Genomic DNA, 19,449 nt, shown 5'->3' with positions numbered 1-19,449 from the left:
ACGGGTGGTGCGCGGCGCAATGGCTGATGGCACATATCCGGTGGACAATCCGTTTATCGCGGGATCGATTGAGACAGCGGGCACGTTGCGCCGGGGNCGGCGCAACGCAGTTGCTGAGGCAAGGAGCAAGACATGACTGACATGACGCCAGGGCTTGGTGAATTCGACTTCGCCGGTGACGATCACGTCGTGCCTTTCCAGGTGGAAGGCCTCGACGTGCGCGGCCGCGCCGTGCAGCTCGGCCCGATGCTCGACGCAATTCTGGAGCGCCACAACTATCCGCTTCCGGTCGCGCGGCTCGTTGCCGAAACCGTCGTGCTGACGGTTCTGCTCGGCACTTCGCTGAAGTTCGAAGGCAAGCTGATCGTCCAGACGAAAGGCGATGGTCCGGTCGATCTCGTCGTCGCAGACTTCTCGACGCCGGATCGCGTGCGCGCCTATGCCCGCTACGATGCAGATGCGCTTGCCGACGCCGAGAAGGATGGCCGCACCCTTTCGCATGAACTGCTTGGCAAGGGCGTACTCGCCTTCACCATCGACCAGGGCGCTCATACTCAGCGCTATCAGGGCATCGTTGCGCTGGACGGCGCCACGCTGGAAGAAATCGCTGGCGTCTATTTCCGCCAGTCAGAGCAGATCCCGACCAAGGTCAGGCTCGGCGTTGCCGAGCTGCTCGACCGCGATGAAAGCGGCAAGCCGCGCCATCGCTGGCGTGCCGGCGGCATGGTCGCGCAGTTCCTGCCGGAAGCGCCGGAGCGCATGCGCCAGCCTGATCTTTCCGGCGGCGATGGCGATGACGGGGAAGGCGTCTTCGAGGATGACGATCTCTGGGCGGAAGCCAAGGTGATGGTCGAGACGATCGACACCGACGAGCTGACCGACCCGATGGTCGGAACCGAACGCTTGCTCTACCGGCTGTTTCACGAGCGCGGCGTTCGCGTCTATGAGCCGCAGGCGGTCTTTGACCGTTGCAGCTGCTCGCGCGAGAAGCTGCGTTCGGTGCTCGCCAATCTGGACGCTGATGATATCGAAAGCACCATCGAGGAGGGGGCCGTGAAGGTCACCTGCGAATTCTGCTCGACGACCTATCGTTTCGAGGCAAGCGAAGTGCGTCCGCAGTAGCCGGCGCCACTCCGGATCAAGCTAGTTCAGGGTACGCACGAGCCCGGGTGAATCGAGTGAGAAGGCGGGGATGGCCACGTTGAAGGTCTCTCCGCCTTCCGCTTCCATACTGTAATGGCCGAACATTACGCCCGACGGCGTATCCAGCGGGCAGCCGGACGAATACTCATAGGTGTCGCCGGGGTTGAGCAGCGGCTGTTCGCCGATCACGCCGGGACCGCTGACCTCATCGACCTGCCCATTCTCATCTGTGATATGCCAGTAGCGGGTCATCAACCGCACGGCTGCGTCCGAATGGTTTGAGATGACAATGCGATAGCCCCAGACATAGCGGCCGTCATCGGGGTCCGACTGCTCTTCGAGATAGTACGGCTCCACCGTAACTTCTATGTCGCGGGTCAAAGCGCGATACATGGGCAACACCTTGCTTCGGTCTTTCAGGGTATTCTACAGCAAGATGGTTTCGTCAAGAATAACGGCAAGATTGTGCATACCCATTCTGGGGCAAGGGCTTGCGGGTATCCGGATCGGCTGTTCGAACCCGCTCGATCCCGCTGGTGAAGCCATATTGGATGGCGGGGCGCCCGCTGCATGAGCGCCACGAGGGGTCGACGGCCGCCGCCTGTCGTGGCGGCCGTATCTTTTCGTTGCCTCAGGCTTTGACGGCCCTAAGCGCGCGGGCGAAATCCTCGACGACATCCTCGCTGTCTTCGATGCCGGCCGAGAAACGCACCGTGCCGGCGGAAATGCCCAGCTCTTCGCGGGCCTCGTCGGTCAGGTTCTTGTGCGTCGTCGTTGCCGGATGGGTGATCAGGCTCTTGCTGTCGCCGAGGTTGTTAGAGATGCGGACGATCTCCAGTGCGTTCTGCAGCGCGAAGGCCGCATCCTTGCCGCCCTTCAGTTCAAACGCGACGAGGGTGGAGCCGCCGGTCATCTGCTTGGCGATGATGTCGGCCTGCGGGTGATCCTTGCGGCCGGGGTAGATGACCTTCGCCACCTGCGGCTGCTCAGCCAGGAAGTCGGCGACGCGGCGTGCGGTTTCCGTCTGCTGGCGCACGCGCAGCGGCAGGGTTTCGATACCCTTCAGCAGCGTCCAGGCATTGAACGGCGACATGGCCGGGCCGGTATGACGGAAGTAGTCGTGCAGGTTCTCGTTGATCCATTCCTTGTCAGCAAGCACGACGCCGCCGAGGCAGCGGCCCTGGCCATCGATATGCTTGGTGGCGGAATAGACGACGATATGGGCGCCGAGTTCCAGCGGCTTCTGGAAGAGTGGCGTCGCAAAGACGTTGTCGACGACGACCTTGGCGCCGATCTGGTTGGCGAGCTTGGCCACACCGGCAATGTCGATGACTTCGAGGGTCGGGTTGGTCGGGCTTTCCAGGAAGAAGACCTTGGTGTTCTTCTGGATCGCCTTTTCCCAGTTGGCGAGATCGCGTCCATCGACCAAGGTGCATTCGATGCCGTATTTCGGCGCCAGCGTTTCGACCACCCAGCGGCAGGAACCGAACAGCGCACGGGCGGCAACGATATGATCGCCGGCCTTCAGCTGGCAGAGGATTGCTGCAGAAACGGCAGCCATGCCCGAAGCCGTGGCCCGCGCGTCTTCGGCGCCTTCCAGCATGCACATGCGCTTTTCGAACATGTCGTTGGTCGGGCTGCCGTAGCGGGCATAGATGAAGCCTTCGGTCTCGCCCTTGAAACGCGCTTCTGCCGCCTCGGATGTCTCGTAAACGAAGCCCTGGGTGAGGAAGATCGCCTCGGACGTCTCGCCATGCTGGGAGCGGGTGGTTCCGCCGTGGACGAGTTGGGTTGCCGGGCGCCAGTTTTTGCTCATGTGACGATCACCTTCAAAAACAAAAAAACCGGCCGCAAAAACGAGCCGGTTTGACACCCGGCCTTTTTAGCTACTTGTTTAACGTGGCTGCAAGCCGACCGGCCAAATCACCACGGGATAAAGCTTCAATACTGCTAGGGTGCGCTTGCGTCAATTCCCGGAGTTTGGTTTTGTCTCGCAACTGGAAAGAGGACTGCAATGGCCCGCGATACTGGGATTTTGGCCGACCGCGCGATTGCCGCGCTGCTCGAAACGGGGCGCCTGAAGAGCGAGAGGCCGCTGGATGACGATCAGATCCAGCCGGCAAGCCTCGACCTGCGCCTTGGCGCCAAGGCTTTCCGCGTCCGCGCGAGCTTCATGCCCGGCCCGTCCCACCTCGTCGCCGACAAGCTCGACCGGCTGAAGCTGCATGTCGTCGATCTCACCGACGGTGCCGTGCTTGAAACCGGCTGCGTGTACATCGTGCCGTTGATGGAGAGCCTGGCGCTGCCTGCGGGCATGTCGGCCTCGGCCAATCCGAAAAGCTCGACCGGCCGCCTCGACATCTTCACCCGCGTGATCACCGACCGCGCCCAGGAGTTCGACAAGATTCCTGCCGGCTATAGCGGTCCGCTCTATCTCGAAATCAGCCCGCGCACCTTCCCGATCGTCGTGCGCCGTGGTTCGCGCCTGTCGCAGATCCGCTTCCGCATGGGCCAGTCGCTGCTCTCCGAACAGGAGCTGCTGGCGCTGCATGAAAGCGACGTGCTGGTGGCGAGCGAACGCCCGAATGTCAGCGGCGGCGGCATTGCGCTGTCGATCGACCTCAAGGGCACCGGTCCGGAGGGTCTGATCGGCTACCGTGGCAAACACCACACCGCGGTCATCGACGTCGACAAGAAGGCGCAGCACAAGATCTTCGATTTCTGGGAGCCGCTCTACAGCCGCGGACGCGACGAGCTGATCCTCGATCCGGACGAGTTCTACATCCTCGTCTCGCGCGAAGCGGTGCATGTGCCGCCGCTTTACGCGGCCGAGATGACGCCGTTCGATCCGCTGGTGGGCGAGTTTCGCGTGCACTATGCCGGCTTCTTCGATCCCGGCTTCGGCCATGCCTCTGCCGGTGGCAGCGGTAGCCGCGCCGTTCTGGAAGTGCGCAGCCACGAGGTGCCGTTCATCCTCGAACATGGCCAGATCGTCGGCCGCCTGATCTATGAACACATGTTGGAGCGTCCTGACGGTCTCTACGGCCTCGGCGTCGGCTCCAACTACCAGGCCCAGGGCCTGAAGCTTTCGAAACATTTCCGCGCCGAGTAGGGATTTTGCACGGGACCCTCGTGCGATACCGCGCAAGGGTCCTTGACAGATCGTCCCGGTTCGGGAAATTTCGCAGGCATCGCGGGTGTAGTTCAGTGGTAGAACGCCAGCTTCCCAAGCTTGATGTCGTCGGTTCGATCCCGATCACCCGCTCCAATCCTTCCTGAAGCCTCTTTTGCCTCGTTCGAGCGAGACCTATGGCCAGTTGCCTTGCGGACGGTTACTTTACCGCTCGATGAATCATCCCGCGGTTCCAAGCGCCGCCCCTGAGACAAGAACCGTGCCGGCCCGCTGCCCATGAGATTTCTTTCCCTGTTCGCTCTCTGCGCGTCCCTGATCGCAACGCCGCTTGCGGCCCAGCCCAGGGACCTGCCCATTCTGTTCGATGCGCGCGAACGCATCGCCAAGCCCGATCTCACGGGCCTTGCGCGCTTGCGCTTCCTGACGACGGTCGACTTTCCGCCGTTCAACTTCATCGATCAGTCCGGCAAGCTCTCCGGTTTTCACGTCGATCTCGTGCGCGAGATCTGCCGCGAGCTCGACATCGAAGCCAAATGCCAGATCCAGGCAGTGACCTATGCGGAACTGCTGCCGGCGCTGGAGCAGGGGCAGGGCGAAGCGGTTGCCGCCGGTATCGCCGTCGGCCCGGAACTGCGCCAGCGCTTCGGCTTCTCGCGCGCCTTCATGCGGCTTCCGGCCCGCTTGGCCATCAACACCAAGGCGGCCGGCGCCGTGACGGGTCCGAAGGACCTCAGGAAAAAAACGGTCGGTGTCGTGGCGGGCACCACCCATGAGGCCATGTTCAAGGCGTTCTTCCCGAGTATCGGGGCCAAGGTCTTCCCAGATCGCGATGCCATGCTCACGGCACTGCAGAAGGGTGAGGTGCCGGCGGTCTTTTCCGACGGTTTGCAGCTTTCCTTCTGGATCTCAGGCACGACTGCCGGGGGCTGCTGCGCACTCGTCGATGGTGCCTATTTCTCGCAACGCTTTCTCGGTGAAGGCCTGACGATCATGAACCGCAAATCCGAACCGGCGCTGACCCAGGCGATCGACCACGCGCTGCTGGCGCTTTCGCGCAGCGGCCGGCTCGAGGAAATCTACCTGCGCTACTTCCCCAACGGCATCTATTGAGCGCCCACTGCATGTTTCCTTTAATCGTACCCGATCAAAGGTCAAAAACATGCAGCAATTCAAAGTGCTACAGCGACCTTTGCGCGTCTGATAAGACGCGCAGCGCTGTAGACAGCTTGGCGTGAACGCCAGGAAATGATGAGCTACCGGCGGAAGCGAGCAAGCGCCCCTCGTTCGATGGCGGCGCAGGTGAGCTTGTCGAGACCGAGGCGGTCGCGCAGCAATTGCAACAGCCGGATCTCTTCGTTGCGAATGCGCTGGTCCGCGGCGGCGATCTCGACGGCAAGTGCATAGGCCGTCTCATGGAACTTTTCCGGAAGCGCCTCGCGCACGATTTCCAGCGCGATGTCCAACCCCTCGGGAGCCGCGAGCTGGGCGGAGCATTCGTGGCCGATATGGACGAGCTGGTCCTCGTCGAATCCCTCGAAGACCGGCAGGAACTGCACCAGCCGGCCGATGCGGGTGAATTCGTCGTCGCTCATCTCGCGGTCGACCGCCGACATCATCACCATGACATAGATGAGCGCTTCGTGGTGGCTGAGGCTTGGCAGCATGGGTCTTTCCGGCGGTAGCGCAATTCCGGGAACGGCGTGAAGCGGTGTCCATCCGGATTGCAGAGTTTCAAAGAGTTGGATCATCTCACTGTTTCAACGATGTAATGAGATGATCTGGACGGTTGAGAGCTGGGAATTGCCGCGGCTGTTTACAAGTCTGGCTGCGGCTCGTCCATCCCGGTGCCGAGGGTTGGGTCGTCGAACGTCATCGGCGTGTGACTGAGGTCGCGCGGATCTTCGCCATAGAAGCCGAGCTTCGCCTGGCGCGCAGCGTCGGCCCGCGTCTTGAGCGGCGAGCCGGGTACCGGCGTCGCCCAGCCGTTGTCGACGAGCCAGGTTGCGAGATCCTGCCCGCCGAGCGAGCAGGAAGCGGTGGCCGATGCGCCGGCGCTCCCCTCGGGCATGTCGCAGCTGACCGCGCGTGCGCGCAGCAAGTTTCTGAAGGCCGTCCGTGCGACGATGCCGCAGGGCCAACTCTTCCCCCCGGTTTCGCAGGTTCTCTCTGCCTGCTCGGGCTCGATGCCATCGATCTGCAGCGTGAGCTTGTCGAACTGGATCACACCGGCGGCGATCGCCACGGGGCGATAGAGGATGGTCGGCCCGGCGGTCGCCTTCGCTTGCTTCTCCGGCTCTGACAGCGGGGCACGCGGCTCCGCGCGTTCGAGCGGCGCGCCGGTGACGGTGTCGGGCAGACCGAATTGTTGCGGCTCGATGGCGCGTGCGGCGTTTTCCGTCGTCGACGTCTGCGGTTGATCGCCGGTCGTAACCGCACCGGGCTGCGCGGTGCCGTCGGTCGGTGTTCCCAAGTCGAGCGGTACGTTATCATCCGTTTCGGCGTCATCCGGCGCCGGCTCGATTTCCGTCATGTCGGGCGTTTCGAGGACGAAGTCCGGCGTGGCGGCACTCTCGCGGTCGCGAATGGCGGCTGCACCCGCGTAGAGGATGCCGGTGAAAAGCGCGATCGCGGCGATGCCGCCGGCAAGGGAGTATAAATGCTGCCGCATCAGGAAGAACGTCCTATTGGCTGGCCCAGATGATCCGGGCGATCCATTCGATCTGGCTGATCTCGAAGCCCCGGTTCGGGTGCTCCGGGTTGAGGGAAAGGAGTTCGATCGTGCGCGGCGTCTGGCGTGTCAGGACCTTCGCCATGACCTCGCCTTCGCGTGTCTTGACCACGACGCGGTCGCCGCGCCGAACCTGCGCCCCCGGATCGACGATCAGGGTGTCGCCGTCGCGGTACAGTGGCAGCATGCTATCGCCCTGCACCTCAAGCGCGTAGATGCCCGTCCGGCGTTCCGCCACTGTTGGAAAGTCGATCACGTCCCAGCCCTGGCCGGCCGGAAAACCGCCGTCGTCGAAGAAGCCGCCGGCACCCGCCTGGGCGAAGCCGATCAGCGGGATCGCGGCACTTGCAGTCGCCGGGGTGGCCTGAGTGTCATTCGGGCTCAACAGGCTGGTGAACTGGTCCATCGTGGCGCCGGTCGCCTCGAGCACCTTGGCGATCGATTCCGTCGAAGGCCAGCGTTCCCGCCCGTCGGCAGAGTGGCGCTTGGACTTGTTGAAGGAGGTGGGGTCGAGCCCGGCGCGGCGGGCGAGACCGGAAGGCGAGAGCTGATTGCGCTCGGCCAATGCATCGATGGCGTGCCAGATCGTGCCGTGAGACAACATGCGAAAGGTCCGGGCCGAACAGGCGGCCACTTGCTGGGTTTGTTCGACACCACACTATCGAAACGCGAAGTACCGGTAAAGAATCCGAAGGAAAATAGTCCTTTCTCCGTCATTTGCTTTGGGGGCGGCGGCCCCTATAGTTCGCGTGACGGGCAGGACAGGCTTTCATCGGAGGGAACGTTTGTTGGCGCGCATGAGATCGGAGCGTCTGCTGTTCGTGGCCCTCGCTGCGGCGATTGCCGGGATCGCGCTGGAGCATGAGCTTCTCGAAATGGGGCGCCTGGCAACGCTTCTCGGTGCCGCCGGTCTCGTGGTGGCGATCGTGCTCGCCTCGCTGCGCGTGTCGCACCATGCCGAGGTGCTGGCGTCCAAGGTCGGCGATCCCTATGGCACGATGATCCTGACGCTCTCGGCGGTCTTGGTCGAGGTCGTCGTGCTGGCGATCATGATGACCAGCGAGACCTCGCCGACGCTCGTGCGCGACACGATCTATGCGGCCGTCATGCTCGATATCAACGGCATCCTGGGCCTCGCCGCCCTGCTTGGTGGCCTGAAACATGGAGAGCAGCCCTATAACGACGATTCCGCCCGCACCTACAGCGTCATGATTCTGACGGCGATGGGCATCTCGATGGTCGTTCCGGAGTTCGTGCCGGCGGCGAGATGGCATCTCTATTCGGCCTTCACCATCGGCGCGATGATCACCCTCTATGCCCTGTTCCTGCGCATGCAGGTGGGGGTGCACAGCTACTTCTTCAGCTACAGCTATCCGAAGGCGAAGGGCGAGGGGAGCGCGATACAGGGTGGGCCGGATCAGCCGGTGCTGCCGTCGATCGTGATACTGATCCTTGGCATCGTGTTGATCGGCGTGCTGGCGGAAGTGATGTCGTCGCTGCTGACCTCGGGCCTGAAGGGGAGCGGCGCCCCGCCGGCGGTGACCGCCATCGTCGTTGCCGTGATCTCTGCCTCGCCGGAAGTCATGACCGCGATGCGGGCGGCACTCGCCAACCGCATGCAGGCGGTCGTCAACATCGCGCTCGGGGCATCGCTTTCGACGGTGATCCTGACGGTGCCGGTCATGGAGGCGATCGCGCTCTATACCGGCCAGCCCTTCCTGATGGCCATGTCGCCGGTGCAGACGGTGATGGTGGCGGTCACTTTGATCGTGGCCGCGATCAACCTCAACGACGGCCAGACCAACGCCATTGAGGGCATGACTCATTTCGTGCTGTTCGCGACCTTCGTCATGCTGTCTGTGATCGGGCTCTGAGCGGATGAAGTGCCTGTTCGTATAGCCTCAGGCCGTCGCCTTTTCGCGTGCCTTTCTTGCCACCACCTCTTCATAGGCTGCCTGCAGTGTAGCGCGCACCCGCGGCGGACCATCGAGCAGCGCGCCGAGATGATCGTGTCGCAACTCGTCCATGAAGCGGTCCCAGAGTTCCGGACCGCCGTTTTCCATCTGCTCGGCGCGAATACTGAGCTCTTCGCTGACCGGCAGATAGCGCCGCCCCCAGGCGCCGAGCTGGGCCATGATCGGCACCAGCGCGATCGTCATCTCCGTGAGACTGTAGATCGCCTTCTGCTTGTGCGTGGGGTCGTCCGCCTTGGTCAGCATGCCCTGCTCGACCAGCATCTTCAGCCGATCCGCCAGGATGTTGGACGAGATGCCCTCCTGGGAACGCAGCAATTCCCGGAAGTGCCGTTTACCGCCGAAGATCATGTCGCGAATGATCAGCAGGCTCCATTTGTCGCCGAACACTTCGAGCGAAAGATTGATCGGGCAACCCGAGCGAATGTCGTCCTTCATTGGCACCTCTTCAAAACCGCTTGCATTATCGCATCAGTGAAGCTATCGTGCAACTGCTTTCAAAATTAGAGCAGTTTTTATATGAAACCAGTTAGGCAAAGGCCAGCGGTTTTCGAACATCAGAGGAGAGAGAACATGACCGACAGATCCGTGGAACATGCGAGCTTCACCATCGAGCGCAGCTTCAAGGCGACGCCGGGACAGGTGTTCAGGGCTTTCTCCGAGCCGGCCGCGAAGGAACGTTGGTTCGTCAGTGCTGACGGGCCGGTGGCCGAATTCAGCCATGACTTCCGCGTCGGCGGTCGCGAGAGCGGTCGCTTCAGCCAGGACGGCGAAACGATCTATCATGACGACACCGTCTATCTCGACATCGTCGAGAACCGCCGGATCATCTTTGCTTACACGATGGCTGAGAACGACAAGAGGATCTCGGCGTCCGTCGCGACCGTCGACATTCAGCCGGAAGGCAACGGTACGCGCCTCGTCTTCACCGAACAGGTTGCCTTCCTCGACGGGCTCGACAAGCTCGAATACCGGCGCGACGGTTGGCAACAATTGATCGGTGTGGCACTGGCAGAGGAACTCGGCGAAGCGGCTGTTGCTGCGTGACGCAGCAATCGGTCTCGTGAGCGCATTGAACCCCCGAGACCTTTCTGTCTCCGGGGGGTCTCAGTGCATGGCCGCGATCGCGCTGCCGGCGATGCCCACCGAAAAAAGGGTGAGACAAACGGCAGCAATCCGTCGCGGCAGATGCGAGGCCGACAAGCCCGTCGACATCTGCACCAGCATGGCGCCGGCGCCGATCCAGGTCGATCCGGCGGCGACGACCAGCAGCGAGAAGCCGGCGATCCAGGGCCAGACGGCGGCCAGTCCAGTCTGTGGCAAGAGCACCAGGGCGACGATCAGCGCCTTCGGATTGAGCAGCGTCGTAACGAAGACCTGGCGGATGGAGATGACGACACCTTCGCTGCGCTCGGCATCGGTGGTCCAGAGCGCATAGGCGAGGTAGAGAACCCAGCAGGCGGCGACGAGCCTGAGCGCAAGGCCGAGCTGCGGATGGGCGGCAAGGAATGGCGCCAATAGTGCTACGGCCGGGATGATGACGGCGAGATAACCGCCGAGCTCGCCGGTGAGCAACGGCAGCGAACGGCGGAAACCGGCAGAGGCGCCGGACAGCCAGAGCAGCGTGTTTGTCGGCCCCGGCGTTGCGAGCAGGATCAGGGCGGCGAGGGCGAAGGTGAGCGGCTGCATGTCGTTGAACCTGGTTTTGTGGCCGTTATCGCCGTCTTCTACCAGCCGCGCAAGCGTCCGCTCTTGATCTCCATCAAGCGTGGCGCCCGATAGTACCGGAATCTACCCGCAAGAAATCGCCACACGTGTCCGTGGGAATGCCTCTTCCGCGTGTGTCGCGGCCGCGCTATCAGACGGGACGCTGCCGCTTCTCTCCCGCCGGCGCGATCGAGGCCTCCCATGAACAAGACCGTACTGTCAGGCATCGTCATGACGACGTTTTCCTATTTCCTGTTCTCGTTGCAGGATGCGTCGGTCAAATGGCTCGTCGTCGGCTATTCGGTCTGGCAGATCCTGTTTACCCGCAGCATCACCATTCTCGTGCTTTGCCTCGTCATCGGCCGCGGCAAGCTGGTGCGCAGCGCCATCTCATCTCCGGTGATCAAGCCGCTCTTCGTGCGCAACCTGCTGCTGCTCGCGGCCTGGCTTTCCTATTTCAACGCGGCGCGCGATCTTGGCCTCGCGGAGATGACGACGCTCTACTATGCAGCGCCGATCATCGTGACGCTGCTTGCCGTGCCGATCCTGAAGGAAGACGTGCCGCCGATCCGCTGGTTCGCCGTTTTCATCGGCTTCGTCGGCGTGCTCATCGCCTGTGACCCGCTCGGCACCGGCATGAAGCTGTCGCTGCCGGTGTTCCTGGCGCTCACCGCCGCCGTCTTCTGGGCGATCGGCACCGTCATGCTGCGCAAGACCGCGCTGCAGGAAACGACCTTGGTGCAGATGACCATCTCAAACGTCTTCTTCATCGCGATGACCGGGCTTGCGGTCGGCTTCTTCTGGACGCCGCCGGCGCTCTTCGACGTCGCACTGATGGCAGGCACCGGCGTGATTGCCGGCATCGCCCAGTACGCGCTGTTCGAGGGCATGCGTCGGGCGCCGATCTCGGTGATCGCGCCGTTCGAATACACCTCGCTCGTTTGGGCCTTCGGTCTCGGTTTCCTGATCTGGGGCGATGTGCCGGCGGCGAACGTCTTTGCCGGCGCCGGCCTGATCTTTGCGGCCGGTCTGCTGATCATCGTCGGCGAACGCCTGGCGCACCGTCGCGCCGGTGCTGCCGCCTAGAGCGCCGTGCGTTCGGAGCACAAAGGACGCTCTAGCTGAATTGATTGCAGAGCGATCAAGAGGCCGCTTCAGGCCTTCATGACAAGTGTTTCGGGCACCCGGCCAGTCAGCCGGAAGAACAGGTGCGAGGTGACGAGGACGGACGGGTCGGCGAGGTGCCGATCCAGCGCCATGAGGTCGTCGTCGAGATCGTCGCGGTCGATGAAGCCTTCACCGATCAGGCCGTCACGCACATTGTTGATGAAGTCTCTGAGGATCGGCCGGCGGTCGTGACCGGGCGGGTAGACATGCGCAACGGCATCGACCGAAATCGCCTCGACACCCGCTTGCCGGAACAGCCGGTGCACGCGGCGGCCGATATGGAGGTCGATGCCTCTGGCCGCCGAATAGGCGATATAGGCGGCAAGCAGGCGGTCCCAGGCGGGAAGCGGCGGATCGCAGATATGCGCCAGAAAATCGGCCTCGAAGCTCGCGATCCAGCCGCCGGGTTTTACCAGCGACACCATTTCGAGCACGATGAGCTCCGGCCGTGGCACGTTGACGAGCACCAGTCGCATATGGGCACCGTCGAAGGAACGGCGGGGCAGGCCCGTCGCATAGGCGTCGCCTTCGCGCACTTCCACCTGAGGCAGGGCGTGGCTGGCGACGAAACGGCGCGCAAGTTCGACGAAGTGCGGGTCGCGCTCGATACCGAGCACGGAGCCCGTCGGCCCGACGCGTTTGCCAAGCAGGTGCAGCACGCCGCCGGGGCCACAGCCGAGATCGATGACGCGCTCGCCTGGCCGGATGCCGACCCTTTCGAGCTGCTGGTCGGAATCTGGGGCAAGATTGGCAATCTGTCGCTTCAGGCGTTCTTCCTCGGGCCCGGCGCGCCCAAGCAGATAGAGATCAGGCTCGCTCATGGCGTGTCCCCCTCTGATCCCGGCGAGCATGCGCCCGCGCAGGGAGGCCGTCAATCGGGAGGTGCAAGTAGCCTTAACGCACCTGCGACGTCATCATGCGCCGTTCTGGGGTCTCCTCGTAGATGCTGAGACCTTCGCGCTGGTAGAAGGCGACGGCGGGGTTGGTGGCCAGGACGCTGAGGCGCAAGGGCAGGCCAACCGCCCTTGCTTCGCCGAGCACCTGCCTGAGCGCGATCGCGCCATTGCCGCGTTTCTGATGGCCGGGCGCCACATAGAGCTTGTTGACCCAGACATGGTCGTTGCGCACGGTGACCGAGACGCAGCCGACATCCTCGCCGTTCGCAACGATGATGCGATGTTCGTCAAGGATAAGCGCATCCGCCGGACGCGGCCGCCAGTTGCCCCAGAGCGCCATGGCATAGTCGCGCATGCAGGCCTCTTCCAGCCAGTGCAGATAGGGTTCGTCGCCGGCGATCGCGGGGCGGAGCAGGACTTTGTTCATGGCTTCATCACTTGCGCGGCTTCAACCCGAATAGGTCTAACATCGCAACCATAACAACTTGATGGTCACGCGAATGCGGGCGCTGCGTTAGGCCATGAGCCTTGGACGAGCCGTCGCCCAAACGAAAACAGGCCCCGAGGGGCCTGCTTCCAATTCGATGCGCGGAACTTACGCCGCCTGTTTCTTCTCGCCGTAGGGGTCGAAGCGGCCGTAGAAGGTCTCGCCGCGCTCGGCCATTTCCTTCAAGAGCGCCGTCGGCTTGAAGTGGCTGCCATAGTCCTTGGCAAGCTTGTCGCACATCTTGACGAAGGCCTTTACGCCCATGCCGTCGATGTAGGAGAGCGTGCCGCCGGTATAGGGCGCAAAGCCGAAGCCGAGGATCGAGCCGACGTCTGCTTCGCGCGGGTCGGTGACGATGCCCTCTTCCATGGTGCGGGCGGCCTCGAGCGCGATCGTCGCCAGGAAGCGCTGCTTCAGCACTTCGACGTCGATCTTGTCGGCGTTCTTCTGCGGGTAGAGCGTCTTCAGCTCCGGCCAAAGATACTTCTTGGCGGGCTTCACCGGATACTCGTAGAAGCCCTTTCCGTTCTTGCGGCCGCGACGGTCGAGGTCGTCGACCATCTTGTTGATCAGCGCCATGTGCTTGGGATCGACGGCCTTTTCGCCGAGGTCGGCGACGGTGGCCTTGAGGATCTTCTGGCTGAGGTCGATCGCCACTTCGTCGTTGAGCGACAGCGGTCCAACCGGCATACCGGCCATCTTGGCGGCATTCTCGATCATCGCCGGCGGCACGCCTTCGATCAGCATGTCATAGGCTTCGTGGATGTAGCGGAAGACGCAGCGGTTGACATAGAAGCCACGCGTGTCGTTGACGACGATCGGCGTCTTCTTGATCGCGGCGACATAGTCGAGCGCGACGGCGAGCGCCTTGTCGCCGCTTTCCTTGCCGAGGATCACTTCGGTCAGCATCATCTTTTCGACCGGCGAGAAGAAGTGGATGCCGATGAACTGGCCGGGGCGCTTGGAGTTCTTGGCAAGGCCGGTGATCGGTAGTGTCGAGGTGTTGGAGGCAAAGATCGTGTCTTCGCCGATCACCGCTTCGACCTTCTCGATGACGTCCTTCTTGACCTGGCGGTCTTCAAAGACGGCTTCGACCACAAGGCCGACTTCCTTCAGGTCGTTGTAGTCGGCCGAAGGCGTGATGCGGGAAAGCAGCGCTTCGCCTTCTTCCTTGGTCAGGCGGCCCTTGCCGACCGAATCCTTGACCAGGCCTTCCGAGTGGGCCTTGCCCTTTTCGGCCGCTTCCATGTCGCGGTCGATCAGCGTGACGGCAATGCCGGCGGCAGCCGTCACATAGGCGATCGAGGCGCCCATGAAGCCGGCGCCGACGACGCCGACATGTTTGAATTCCGATTTCGGCACACCGGCCGGGCGGCGGGCGCCCTTGCCGAGTTCCTGCATCGAGACGAACAGCGAACGGATCATCGAGAAGGCTTCGGTCGTCTGAAGGATCTCGGTGAAGTAGCGCTGCTCGATCTTGAGCGCCGTGTCGAACGGCACCTGCAGGCCTTCATAGACGCATTTCAGGATGGCAACGGCGCCCGGATAGTTGCCGTAGGTCTCGCGGCGCAGGATGCCGGAAGCGGCCGGCCAGAGCTGGGCCGAGGCCGGCGTCCAGATGCCGCCGCCCGGAACCTTGTAACCCTTTTCGTCCCAGGGCTGGACCGGCTTCAGGCCGTTCTTGATCATCGCCTTGGCGGCGTCGATGAGCTTGTCGGCTTCGACGACTTCATGCACGAGGCCGAGCGCCTTGGCGCGCGCCGACGTCAGCGACGAGCCCGTCGTCATCATCTGCAGCGCGTCCTGCGCATTGGTGAGCCGCGGCACGCGCTGGGTGCCGCCGGCGCCCGGGAAAATGCCGACCTTGACTTCAGGCAGGGCGATCTTCACCGACTTGGAATTGGAAGCAACGCGGCCGTGGCAGGCGAGCGAAAGCTCGAAAGCGCCGCCCATGCAGGTGCCGTTGATCGCCGAGACCCAGGGCTTGCCCGAGGTTTCGAGCTTGCGGAAGAGCCCGGTCATGCGCCCGACCAGGTCGAAGAGCTTCTGGGCGGCGTTATCCGGATCCTTCTTCTTCTCTTCCTGCTGGAAGGTGAACATCGACTTGATCATCGACAGATCAGCGCCGCCGGAGAAGGTCGACTTGCCGGACGTGAAGACAACGCCCTTGACCGCTGCGTCGGCAGTCGTTGCGTCGACGATGGCATTCAGTTCCTCCATCACCTCCTGGGTGAAGACGTTCATCGACTTCTCAGGCATGTCCCAGGTGACGAGTGCGATGCCGTCGGCGTCGGTCTCGATCTTGAAATTGGTGTAATTCGTCATGGTTCTCCCCCTCAGTAGAGAATGGGTTCGATGCGCAGCGAGATATTCGATCTGCCGCTGTAACGTTGTTTGCTGGTATTGGTGGCGATCAGCCGGCTGTCGCGCTCGACGCGGATGGTGAAGCCCGCATCGACGGCCTTGTCCAATTCGGGCTTGGGCACCTGCAGCACGAAGGGCACGCGGGTCGCCTTGCCATCGCTGACGACGGAGGTTTCCGCGATCAGCTTGGCAGCGGCGTCAGCCACGCCCTGCTCTTCGAGCCTGATCGTGACCGTGCCGGCCGGAACCGGGCCGCTGGCGACATTGGTGATCGCACCGGTGAGCGTGAAGCTGTCGCCGCCTTCCTCGTCGGAGACGCAGCCGGCGGCTGCAAGCAGCCCCAGGCCCATCAGTCCGAGAAAAGAGCGGCGCATCACGTCCATCGTCAGACCCTTTCGATGATCGTGGCCGTGCCCATGCCGGCGCCGATGCAGAGCGTCACGAGCGCGGTGTTGAGATCGCGACGCTCCAGCTCGTCGAGCACGGTGCCGAGGATCATCGCGCCGGTGGCGCCGAGCGGATGGCCCATGGCGATCGCGCCGCCGTTGACGTTGATCTTGTCGTGCGGGATGTCGAAGGCCTGCATGTAGCGCAGCACGACGGCGGCGAAGGCTTCGTTGAGTTCGAAGAGGTCGATATCCGACAGCTTCATGTCGGCGCGCTTCAGAAGCTTTTCGGTGACGTCGACCGGGCCCGTCAGCATCAGCGCCGGATCGGAGCCGATATTGGCGAAGGCGCGGATGCGGGCGCGGGGCTTCAGGCCCATGCTCTCGCCGCCGGCCTTGGAGCCGAGCAGCACGGCTGCGGCGCCATCGACAATGCCCGACGAGTTGCCGGCGTGGTGCACGTAGTTGATCTTCTCGATCTCCGGATGCGCCTGGATGCCGACGGCTTCGAAGCCGCCCATTTCGCCCGGCATCTGGAACGACGGGTTGAGCGAGGCGAGCGCCTGCATGTCGGTGCCCGGACGCATGTGCTCGTCACGGTCGAGGATCGTCAGACCGTTCCCGTCCTTGACCGGCACGACGGACTTCTTGAAATAGCCCTTCTCCCAGGAATGCGCCGCGCGCTTCTGGCTTTCCACCGCATAGGCGTCGACGTCGTCGCGGCTGAAACCGTATTTCGTGGCGATCAGGTCGGCAGAAACACCCTGCGGCATGAAGAAGGCCGGCAGGTTGACCGAGGGGTCCATGAACCAGGAGCCGCCGGACATGCCGAGACCGACGCGCGACATGCTCTCGACGCCGCCGGCAATCACGATGTCGTCTGCACCCTGGGCGATCTTGGCCGCGCCGAAGTTGATGGCGTCGAGACCGGAGGCGCAGAAGCGCGAGATCTGCATGCCCGGCGCGCGGGTGGAATAGCCCGCTTCGAAGGCGGCTGCCTTCGGGATCACCGAACCGGCATCCATCACCGGATCGACGCAGCCCATGATGATGTCGTCCACGGTCGAAGTATCAAGGTCGTTGCGGTCACGCACCGCCTCCAGCATCTTGGCGGCGAGGCGAACGGATGGCACTTCGTGCAGCGATCCGTCCTTCTTGCCACGGCCGCGCGGCGTGCGCACGTGGTCGTAAACGAAGACTTTCGTCATGTCTCATCTCCCTTTCGGCAGCACCATCAGGTGCTGCCCGTCAAAACAGTTTGAAATCGAACGGCTCAGAAGGCGGCCGCGTCGAGCGCCATCAGCGTGTCGGCGCCGGTCTCGATGCGGGCCTTGCGCAGGGCCGTTTCCGGCAGAATCCTTTCCATGAAGAAGGTCGCGGTGATCAGCTTGTTCTTCAGATAGTCTGCGCGCGCCGTTTCGCCAGAGGCAAGTTTTTCCTCAGCAGTCTTCGCAATTTTTGCCCACATGTAACCAAGCACGACGAGGCCGAAGAGGTGCATGTAGTCGGTCGAGCCGGCGCCGGCATTGTCGGGCTTGGCCATAGCGTTCTGCATGAACCACATGGTGGCGGCCTGCAGGTCGTTGAGGCCCTTCTTCAACGCTTTGGTGTAGCTCGCCAGCTTCTCGTTGTTGCGGTTTTCCTCACAGAAATCGCCGATTTCCTTGAACAGTGCCATGACGGCGCGACCGCCATTGAGGCCCAGCTTGCGCCCGACGAGGTCGAGCGCCTGGATGCCGTTGGCGCCTTCGTAGATCATCGCGATACGGGCATCACGGACATACTGGCTCATACCGTGTTCTTCGATATAGCCGTGGCCGCCGAACATCTGCTGTGCCATGACCGCGTGGTCGAAGCCCTTGTCGGTGAGCACGCCCTTCAGGATCGGCGTCATCAGGCCGAGAATGTCGTCGGCCGTCTGGCGGTCGGCGTCATTGTCGGAGCGGTGGGCGATATCGGATTTCAGCGCGGTCCAGAGCGTAAAGGCGCGGCCGGCCTCGTTGAAGGCGCGGATCGTCATCAGCGTGCGGCGCACATCCGGATGCACGATGATCGGGTCGGCCTTCTTGTCCGGCGCCTTCGGCCCGGAAAGCGAGCGGCCCTGGATGCGGTCACGGGCATAGTTGGCGGCGTTCTGGTAGGCGATTTCGGCGATCGACAGGCCCTGCAGGCCGACGCCGAGGCGGGCCTCGTTCATCATGACGAACATGGCGTTGAGGCCCTTGTTCTCCGTACCGATGAGGTAACCTTCGGCCTCGTCATAGTTCATGACGCAGGTCGAGTTGCCGTGGATGCCCATCTTGTGTTCGATCGCGCCGCAGGAAACGCCGTTGCGGTCGCCAGGCTCGCCGTCGGCATTGAGCTTGAACTTCGGAACGATGAACAGCGAAATGCCCTTCACACCATCAGGCGCGCCCTCAAGGCGGGCGAGCACCAGATGGATGATGTTATCCGACATGTCGTGTTCGCCGGCCGAGATGAAGATCTTCTGGCCGGAGATCTTGTAGGCGCCGTTGCCGGTGGGCACTGCCTTGGTGCGCAGCAGGCCGAGATCGGTGCCGCAATGGGGCTCGGTGAGATTCATCGTGCCGGTCCAGGTGCCGGCAACCATCTTCGGCAGATAGGCCTGCTTCTGCTCGTCGGTTCCATGCACCAGGATCGCGGCGATCGCGCCCTGGGTGAGGCCGGGATACATGGTCAGTGCCATGTTGGCGGACGACATGTACTCGCCGACGGCGGTGTGCAGCGTGTAGGGCAGGCCCTGGCCGCCGAATTCCTCCGGAACGGCGAGGCCGAGCCAGCCGCCTTCGCGGTAGAGGTCGAAGGCTTCCTTGAAGCCCTTGGGTACGCTGACCGAGCCGTCGTCGCGGCGCTTGCAGCCTTCCTGGTCGCCGGAGAGATTGACCGGGAACAGGGCTTCCTCGGCAAGCTTGGCCGCTTCGCCGACGATCGCTTCGATCATGTCCGGCGTAGCATCAGCAAAACCGGGCAGGTTGTTGTAGCGCTCGATGCCGAGCACGTCGTTCAGGATGAAGAGGGTATCGTCGACCGGGGCTTTGTAGATGGGCATGCTTTCCTCGCCTTTTGGTGCTTCGGGCGCCGTACCTCGTCGTCGACGCCCGGTTGCAGGATGCCGGATGCGCCGCCATCCTCTTTGATTCTAGAGCATCTTTCCCTTCCAGTGATTCCACAGGAAAGCGGCATGCTCCAGGGCGGTCTCGCATCGTTGGCCGGATGCTACAAAATTTTGACGTTTGCGTAAACGTCAAAAATTGCGGGCTGCGAAGTTTCGTCGCGGCACCAGGGGAGCCGAAAGGGGCGCCGGCAACCCGCGCTCACGGTACGATCCTGCCAAATCGTTAAAAATCCTGGGCAGATTAACGGCTTATTTACCACGTTTCGTGAAAGGTGCGTGTTGAGATGGTCAAAGCTGCAACCGGTCCTGGCGTCGTGTCGTTGTAGCTT

Annotated in this window: 19 protein-coding genes, 1 tRNA gene and 1 riboswitch; of the genes, 7 read left to right on the top strand and 13 right to left on the bottom strand. The window is 62.9% G+C overall.

Annotated elements, in window-relative coordinates:
- The first annotated feature begins 132 nt into the window (after window positions 1-132).
- Entirely contained in the window at window positions 133-1,122 is a 990-nt protein-coding gene (locus ACTJKE_RS17225; RefSeq protein WP_058323604.1) for an Hsp33 family molecular chaperone, read from the top strand.
- Between the two features lie 21 nt (window positions 1,123-1,143).
- Here the strand turns inward: ACTJKE_RS17225 and apaG are convergent, their stop codons facing one another.
- Entirely contained in the window at window positions 1,144-1,536 is a 393-nt protein-coding gene (apaG, locus tag ACTJKE_RS17220; protein WP_057248107.1) for a Co2+/Mg2+ efflux protein ApaG, read from the bottom strand.
- Window positions 1,537-1,774: 238 nt separating this feature from the next.
- Window positions 1,775-2,959, bottom strand: coding sequence for an O-succinylhomoserine sulfhydrylase (locus ACTJKE_RS17215; protein ID WP_058329049.1), 1,185 nt, complete (start codon window positions 2,957-2,959; stop codon window positions 1,775-1,777).
- 45 nt (window positions 2,960-3,004) lie between these two features.
- Window positions 3,005-3,083: riboswitch (SAM riboswitch) on the bottom strand.
- 74 nt (window positions 3,084-3,157) lie between these two features.
- Here ACTJKE_RS17215 and ACTJKE_RS17210 point away from each other — a divergent pair.
- From ACTJKE_RS17210 to ACTJKE_RS17200, 3 genes are all read left to right on the top strand, one after another.
- A complete protein-coding gene (locus ACTJKE_RS17210) occupies window positions 3,158-4,255 on the top strand; it encodes a 2'-deoxycytidine 5'-triphosphate deaminase (protein ID WP_057248109.1) in 1,098 nt (365 codons plus the stop codon).
- 81 nt (window positions 4,256-4,336) lie between these two features.
- Window positions 4,337-4,411 (top strand) — tRNA-Gly (locus tag ACTJKE_RS17205).
- Between the two features lie 141 nt (window positions 4,412-4,552).
- On the top strand, window positions 4,553-5,386 hold the full coding sequence (locus tag ACTJKE_RS17200; protein ID WP_057248110.1) for a transporter substrate-binding domain-containing protein: 834 nt from the start codon (window positions 4,553-4,555) through the stop codon (window positions 5,384-5,386).
- 143 nt (window positions 5,387-5,529) lie between these two features.
- On the opposite strand, the gene ACTJKE_RS17195 is transcribed toward ACTJKE_RS17200, so the two are convergent.
- The 3 genes from ACTJKE_RS17195 to ACTJKE_RS17185 all read right to left on the bottom strand — a co-directional run bounded on the left by ACTJKE_RS17195 (window position 5,530) and on the right by ACTJKE_RS17185 (window position 7,608).
- On the bottom strand, window positions 5,530-5,940 hold the full coding sequence (locus ACTJKE_RS17195) for a tellurite resistance TerB family protein (RefSeq protein WP_058323602.1): 411 nt from the start codon (window positions 5,938-5,940) through the stop codon (window positions 5,530-5,532).
- 149 nt (window positions 5,941-6,089) lie between these two features.
- Entirely contained in the window at window positions 6,090-6,944 is an 855-nt protein-coding gene (locus ACTJKE_RS17190; RefSeq protein ID WP_058323601.1) for a thermonuclease family protein, read from the bottom strand.
- Between the two features lie 13 nt (window positions 6,945-6,957).
- A complete protein-coding gene (locus tag ACTJKE_RS17185; protein ID WP_057248113.1) occupies window positions 6,958-7,608 on the bottom strand; it encodes a S24 family peptidase in 651 nt (216 codons plus the stop codon).
- A gap of 181 nt (window positions 7,609-7,789) precedes the next feature.
- Here ACTJKE_RS17185 and ACTJKE_RS17180 point away from each other — a divergent pair, with 181 nt between their 5' ends.
- Window positions 7,790-8,878 carry a calcium:proton antiporter gene (locus ACTJKE_RS17180; protein WP_082615702.1) on the top strand — a complete coding sequence of 363 codons (1,089 nt, stop codon included), beginning with the start codon at window positions 7,790-7,792 and terminating at the stop codon, window positions 8,876-8,878.
- 27 nt (window positions 8,879-8,905) lie between these two features.
- Here ACTJKE_RS17180 and ACTJKE_RS17175 read toward each other — a convergent pair whose 3' ends face one another.
- Window positions 8,906-9,415 carry a winged helix-turn-helix transcriptional regulator gene (locus ACTJKE_RS17175; protein WP_057248115.1) on the bottom strand — a complete coding sequence of 170 codons (510 nt, stop codon included), beginning with the start codon at window positions 9,413-9,415 and terminating at the stop codon, window positions 8,906-8,908.
- A gap of 135 nt (window positions 9,416-9,550) precedes the next feature.
- On the opposite strand from ACTJKE_RS17175, the gene ACTJKE_RS17170 reads away from it, so the two are divergent.
- Window positions 9,551-10,024 carry an SRPBCC family protein gene (locus ACTJKE_RS17170; protein ID WP_058323600.1) on the top strand — a complete coding sequence of 158 codons (474 nt, stop codon included), beginning with the start codon at window positions 9,551-9,553 and terminating at the stop codon, window positions 10,022-10,024.
- Window positions 10,025-10,084: 60 nt separating this feature from the next.
- Here ACTJKE_RS17170 and ACTJKE_RS17165 read toward each other — a convergent pair whose 3' ends face one another.
- The gene (locus ACTJKE_RS17165; RefSeq protein WP_058323599.1) at window positions 10,085-10,666 is read right to left on the bottom strand and encodes a LysE family translocator; all 582 of its coding nucleotides are present in this window, start codon (window positions 10,664-10,666) and stop codon (window positions 10,085-10,087) included.
- 219 nt (window positions 10,667-10,885) lie between these two features.
- Between ACTJKE_RS17165 and ACTJKE_RS17160 the strand changes: the two genes are divergently transcribed.
- On the top strand, window positions 10,886-11,770 hold the full coding sequence (locus ACTJKE_RS17160; RefSeq protein WP_058323598.1) for a DMT family transporter: 885 nt from the start codon (window positions 10,886-10,888) through the stop codon (window positions 11,768-11,770).
- 68 nt (window positions 11,771-11,838) lie between these two features.
- Here ACTJKE_RS17160 and ACTJKE_RS17155 read toward each other — a convergent pair whose 3' ends face one another.
- The 6 genes from ACTJKE_RS17155 to ACTJKE_RS17130 all read right to left on the bottom strand — a co-directional run bounded on the left by ACTJKE_RS17155 (window position 11,839) and on the right by ACTJKE_RS17130 (window position 19,054).
- Complete coding sequence (locus ACTJKE_RS17155) at window positions 11,839-12,672, bottom strand: methyltransferase domain-containing protein (protein WP_058329047.1); 834 nt, start codon at window positions 12,670-12,672, stop codon at window positions 11,839-11,841.
- 73 nt (window positions 12,673-12,745) lie between these two features.
- A complete protein-coding gene (locus ACTJKE_RS17150; RefSeq protein ID WP_058323596.1) occupies window positions 12,746-13,174 on the bottom strand; it encodes a GNAT family N-acetyltransferase in 429 nt (142 codons plus the stop codon).
- Between the two features lie 168 nt (window positions 13,175-13,342).
- Window positions 13,343-15,559 carry an FAD-dependent oxidoreductase gene (locus ACTJKE_RS17145; protein ID WP_058329046.1) on the bottom strand — a complete coding sequence of 739 codons (2,217 nt, stop codon included), beginning with the start codon at window positions 15,557-15,559 and terminating at the stop codon, window positions 13,343-13,345.
- A gap of 11 nt (window positions 15,560-15,570) precedes the next feature.
- Entirely contained in the window at window positions 15,571-15,972 is a 402-nt protein-coding gene (locus ACTJKE_RS17140) for a YbaY family lipoprotein (RefSeq protein ID WP_156437035.1), read from the bottom strand.
- A gap of 11 nt (window positions 15,973-15,983) precedes the next feature.
- The gene (locus ACTJKE_RS17135) at window positions 15,984-17,192 is read right to left on the bottom strand and encodes an acetyl-CoA C-acetyltransferase (protein ID WP_058329044.1); all 1,209 of its coding nucleotides are present in this window, start codon (window positions 17,190-17,192) and stop codon (window positions 15,984-15,986) included.
- Between the two features lie 65 nt (window positions 17,193-17,257).
- Complete coding sequence (locus tag ACTJKE_RS17130; RefSeq protein WP_058329043.1) at window positions 17,258-19,054, bottom strand: acyl-CoA dehydrogenase C-terminal domain-containing protein; 1,797 nt, start codon at window positions 19,052-19,054, stop codon at window positions 17,258-17,260.
- Window positions 19,055-19,449: the final 395 nt, after the last annotated feature.

The sequence above is a fragment of the Ensifer sp. 22521 genome, assembly GCF_052044795.1.
Classification (GTDB): Bacteria; Pseudomonadota; Alphaproteobacteria; order Rhizobiales; family Rhizobiaceae; genus Ensifer.
The sequence above is the reverse complement of the archived record's forward strand: the minus strand, read 5'-3'. Positions and strand labels throughout refer to the sequence as shown.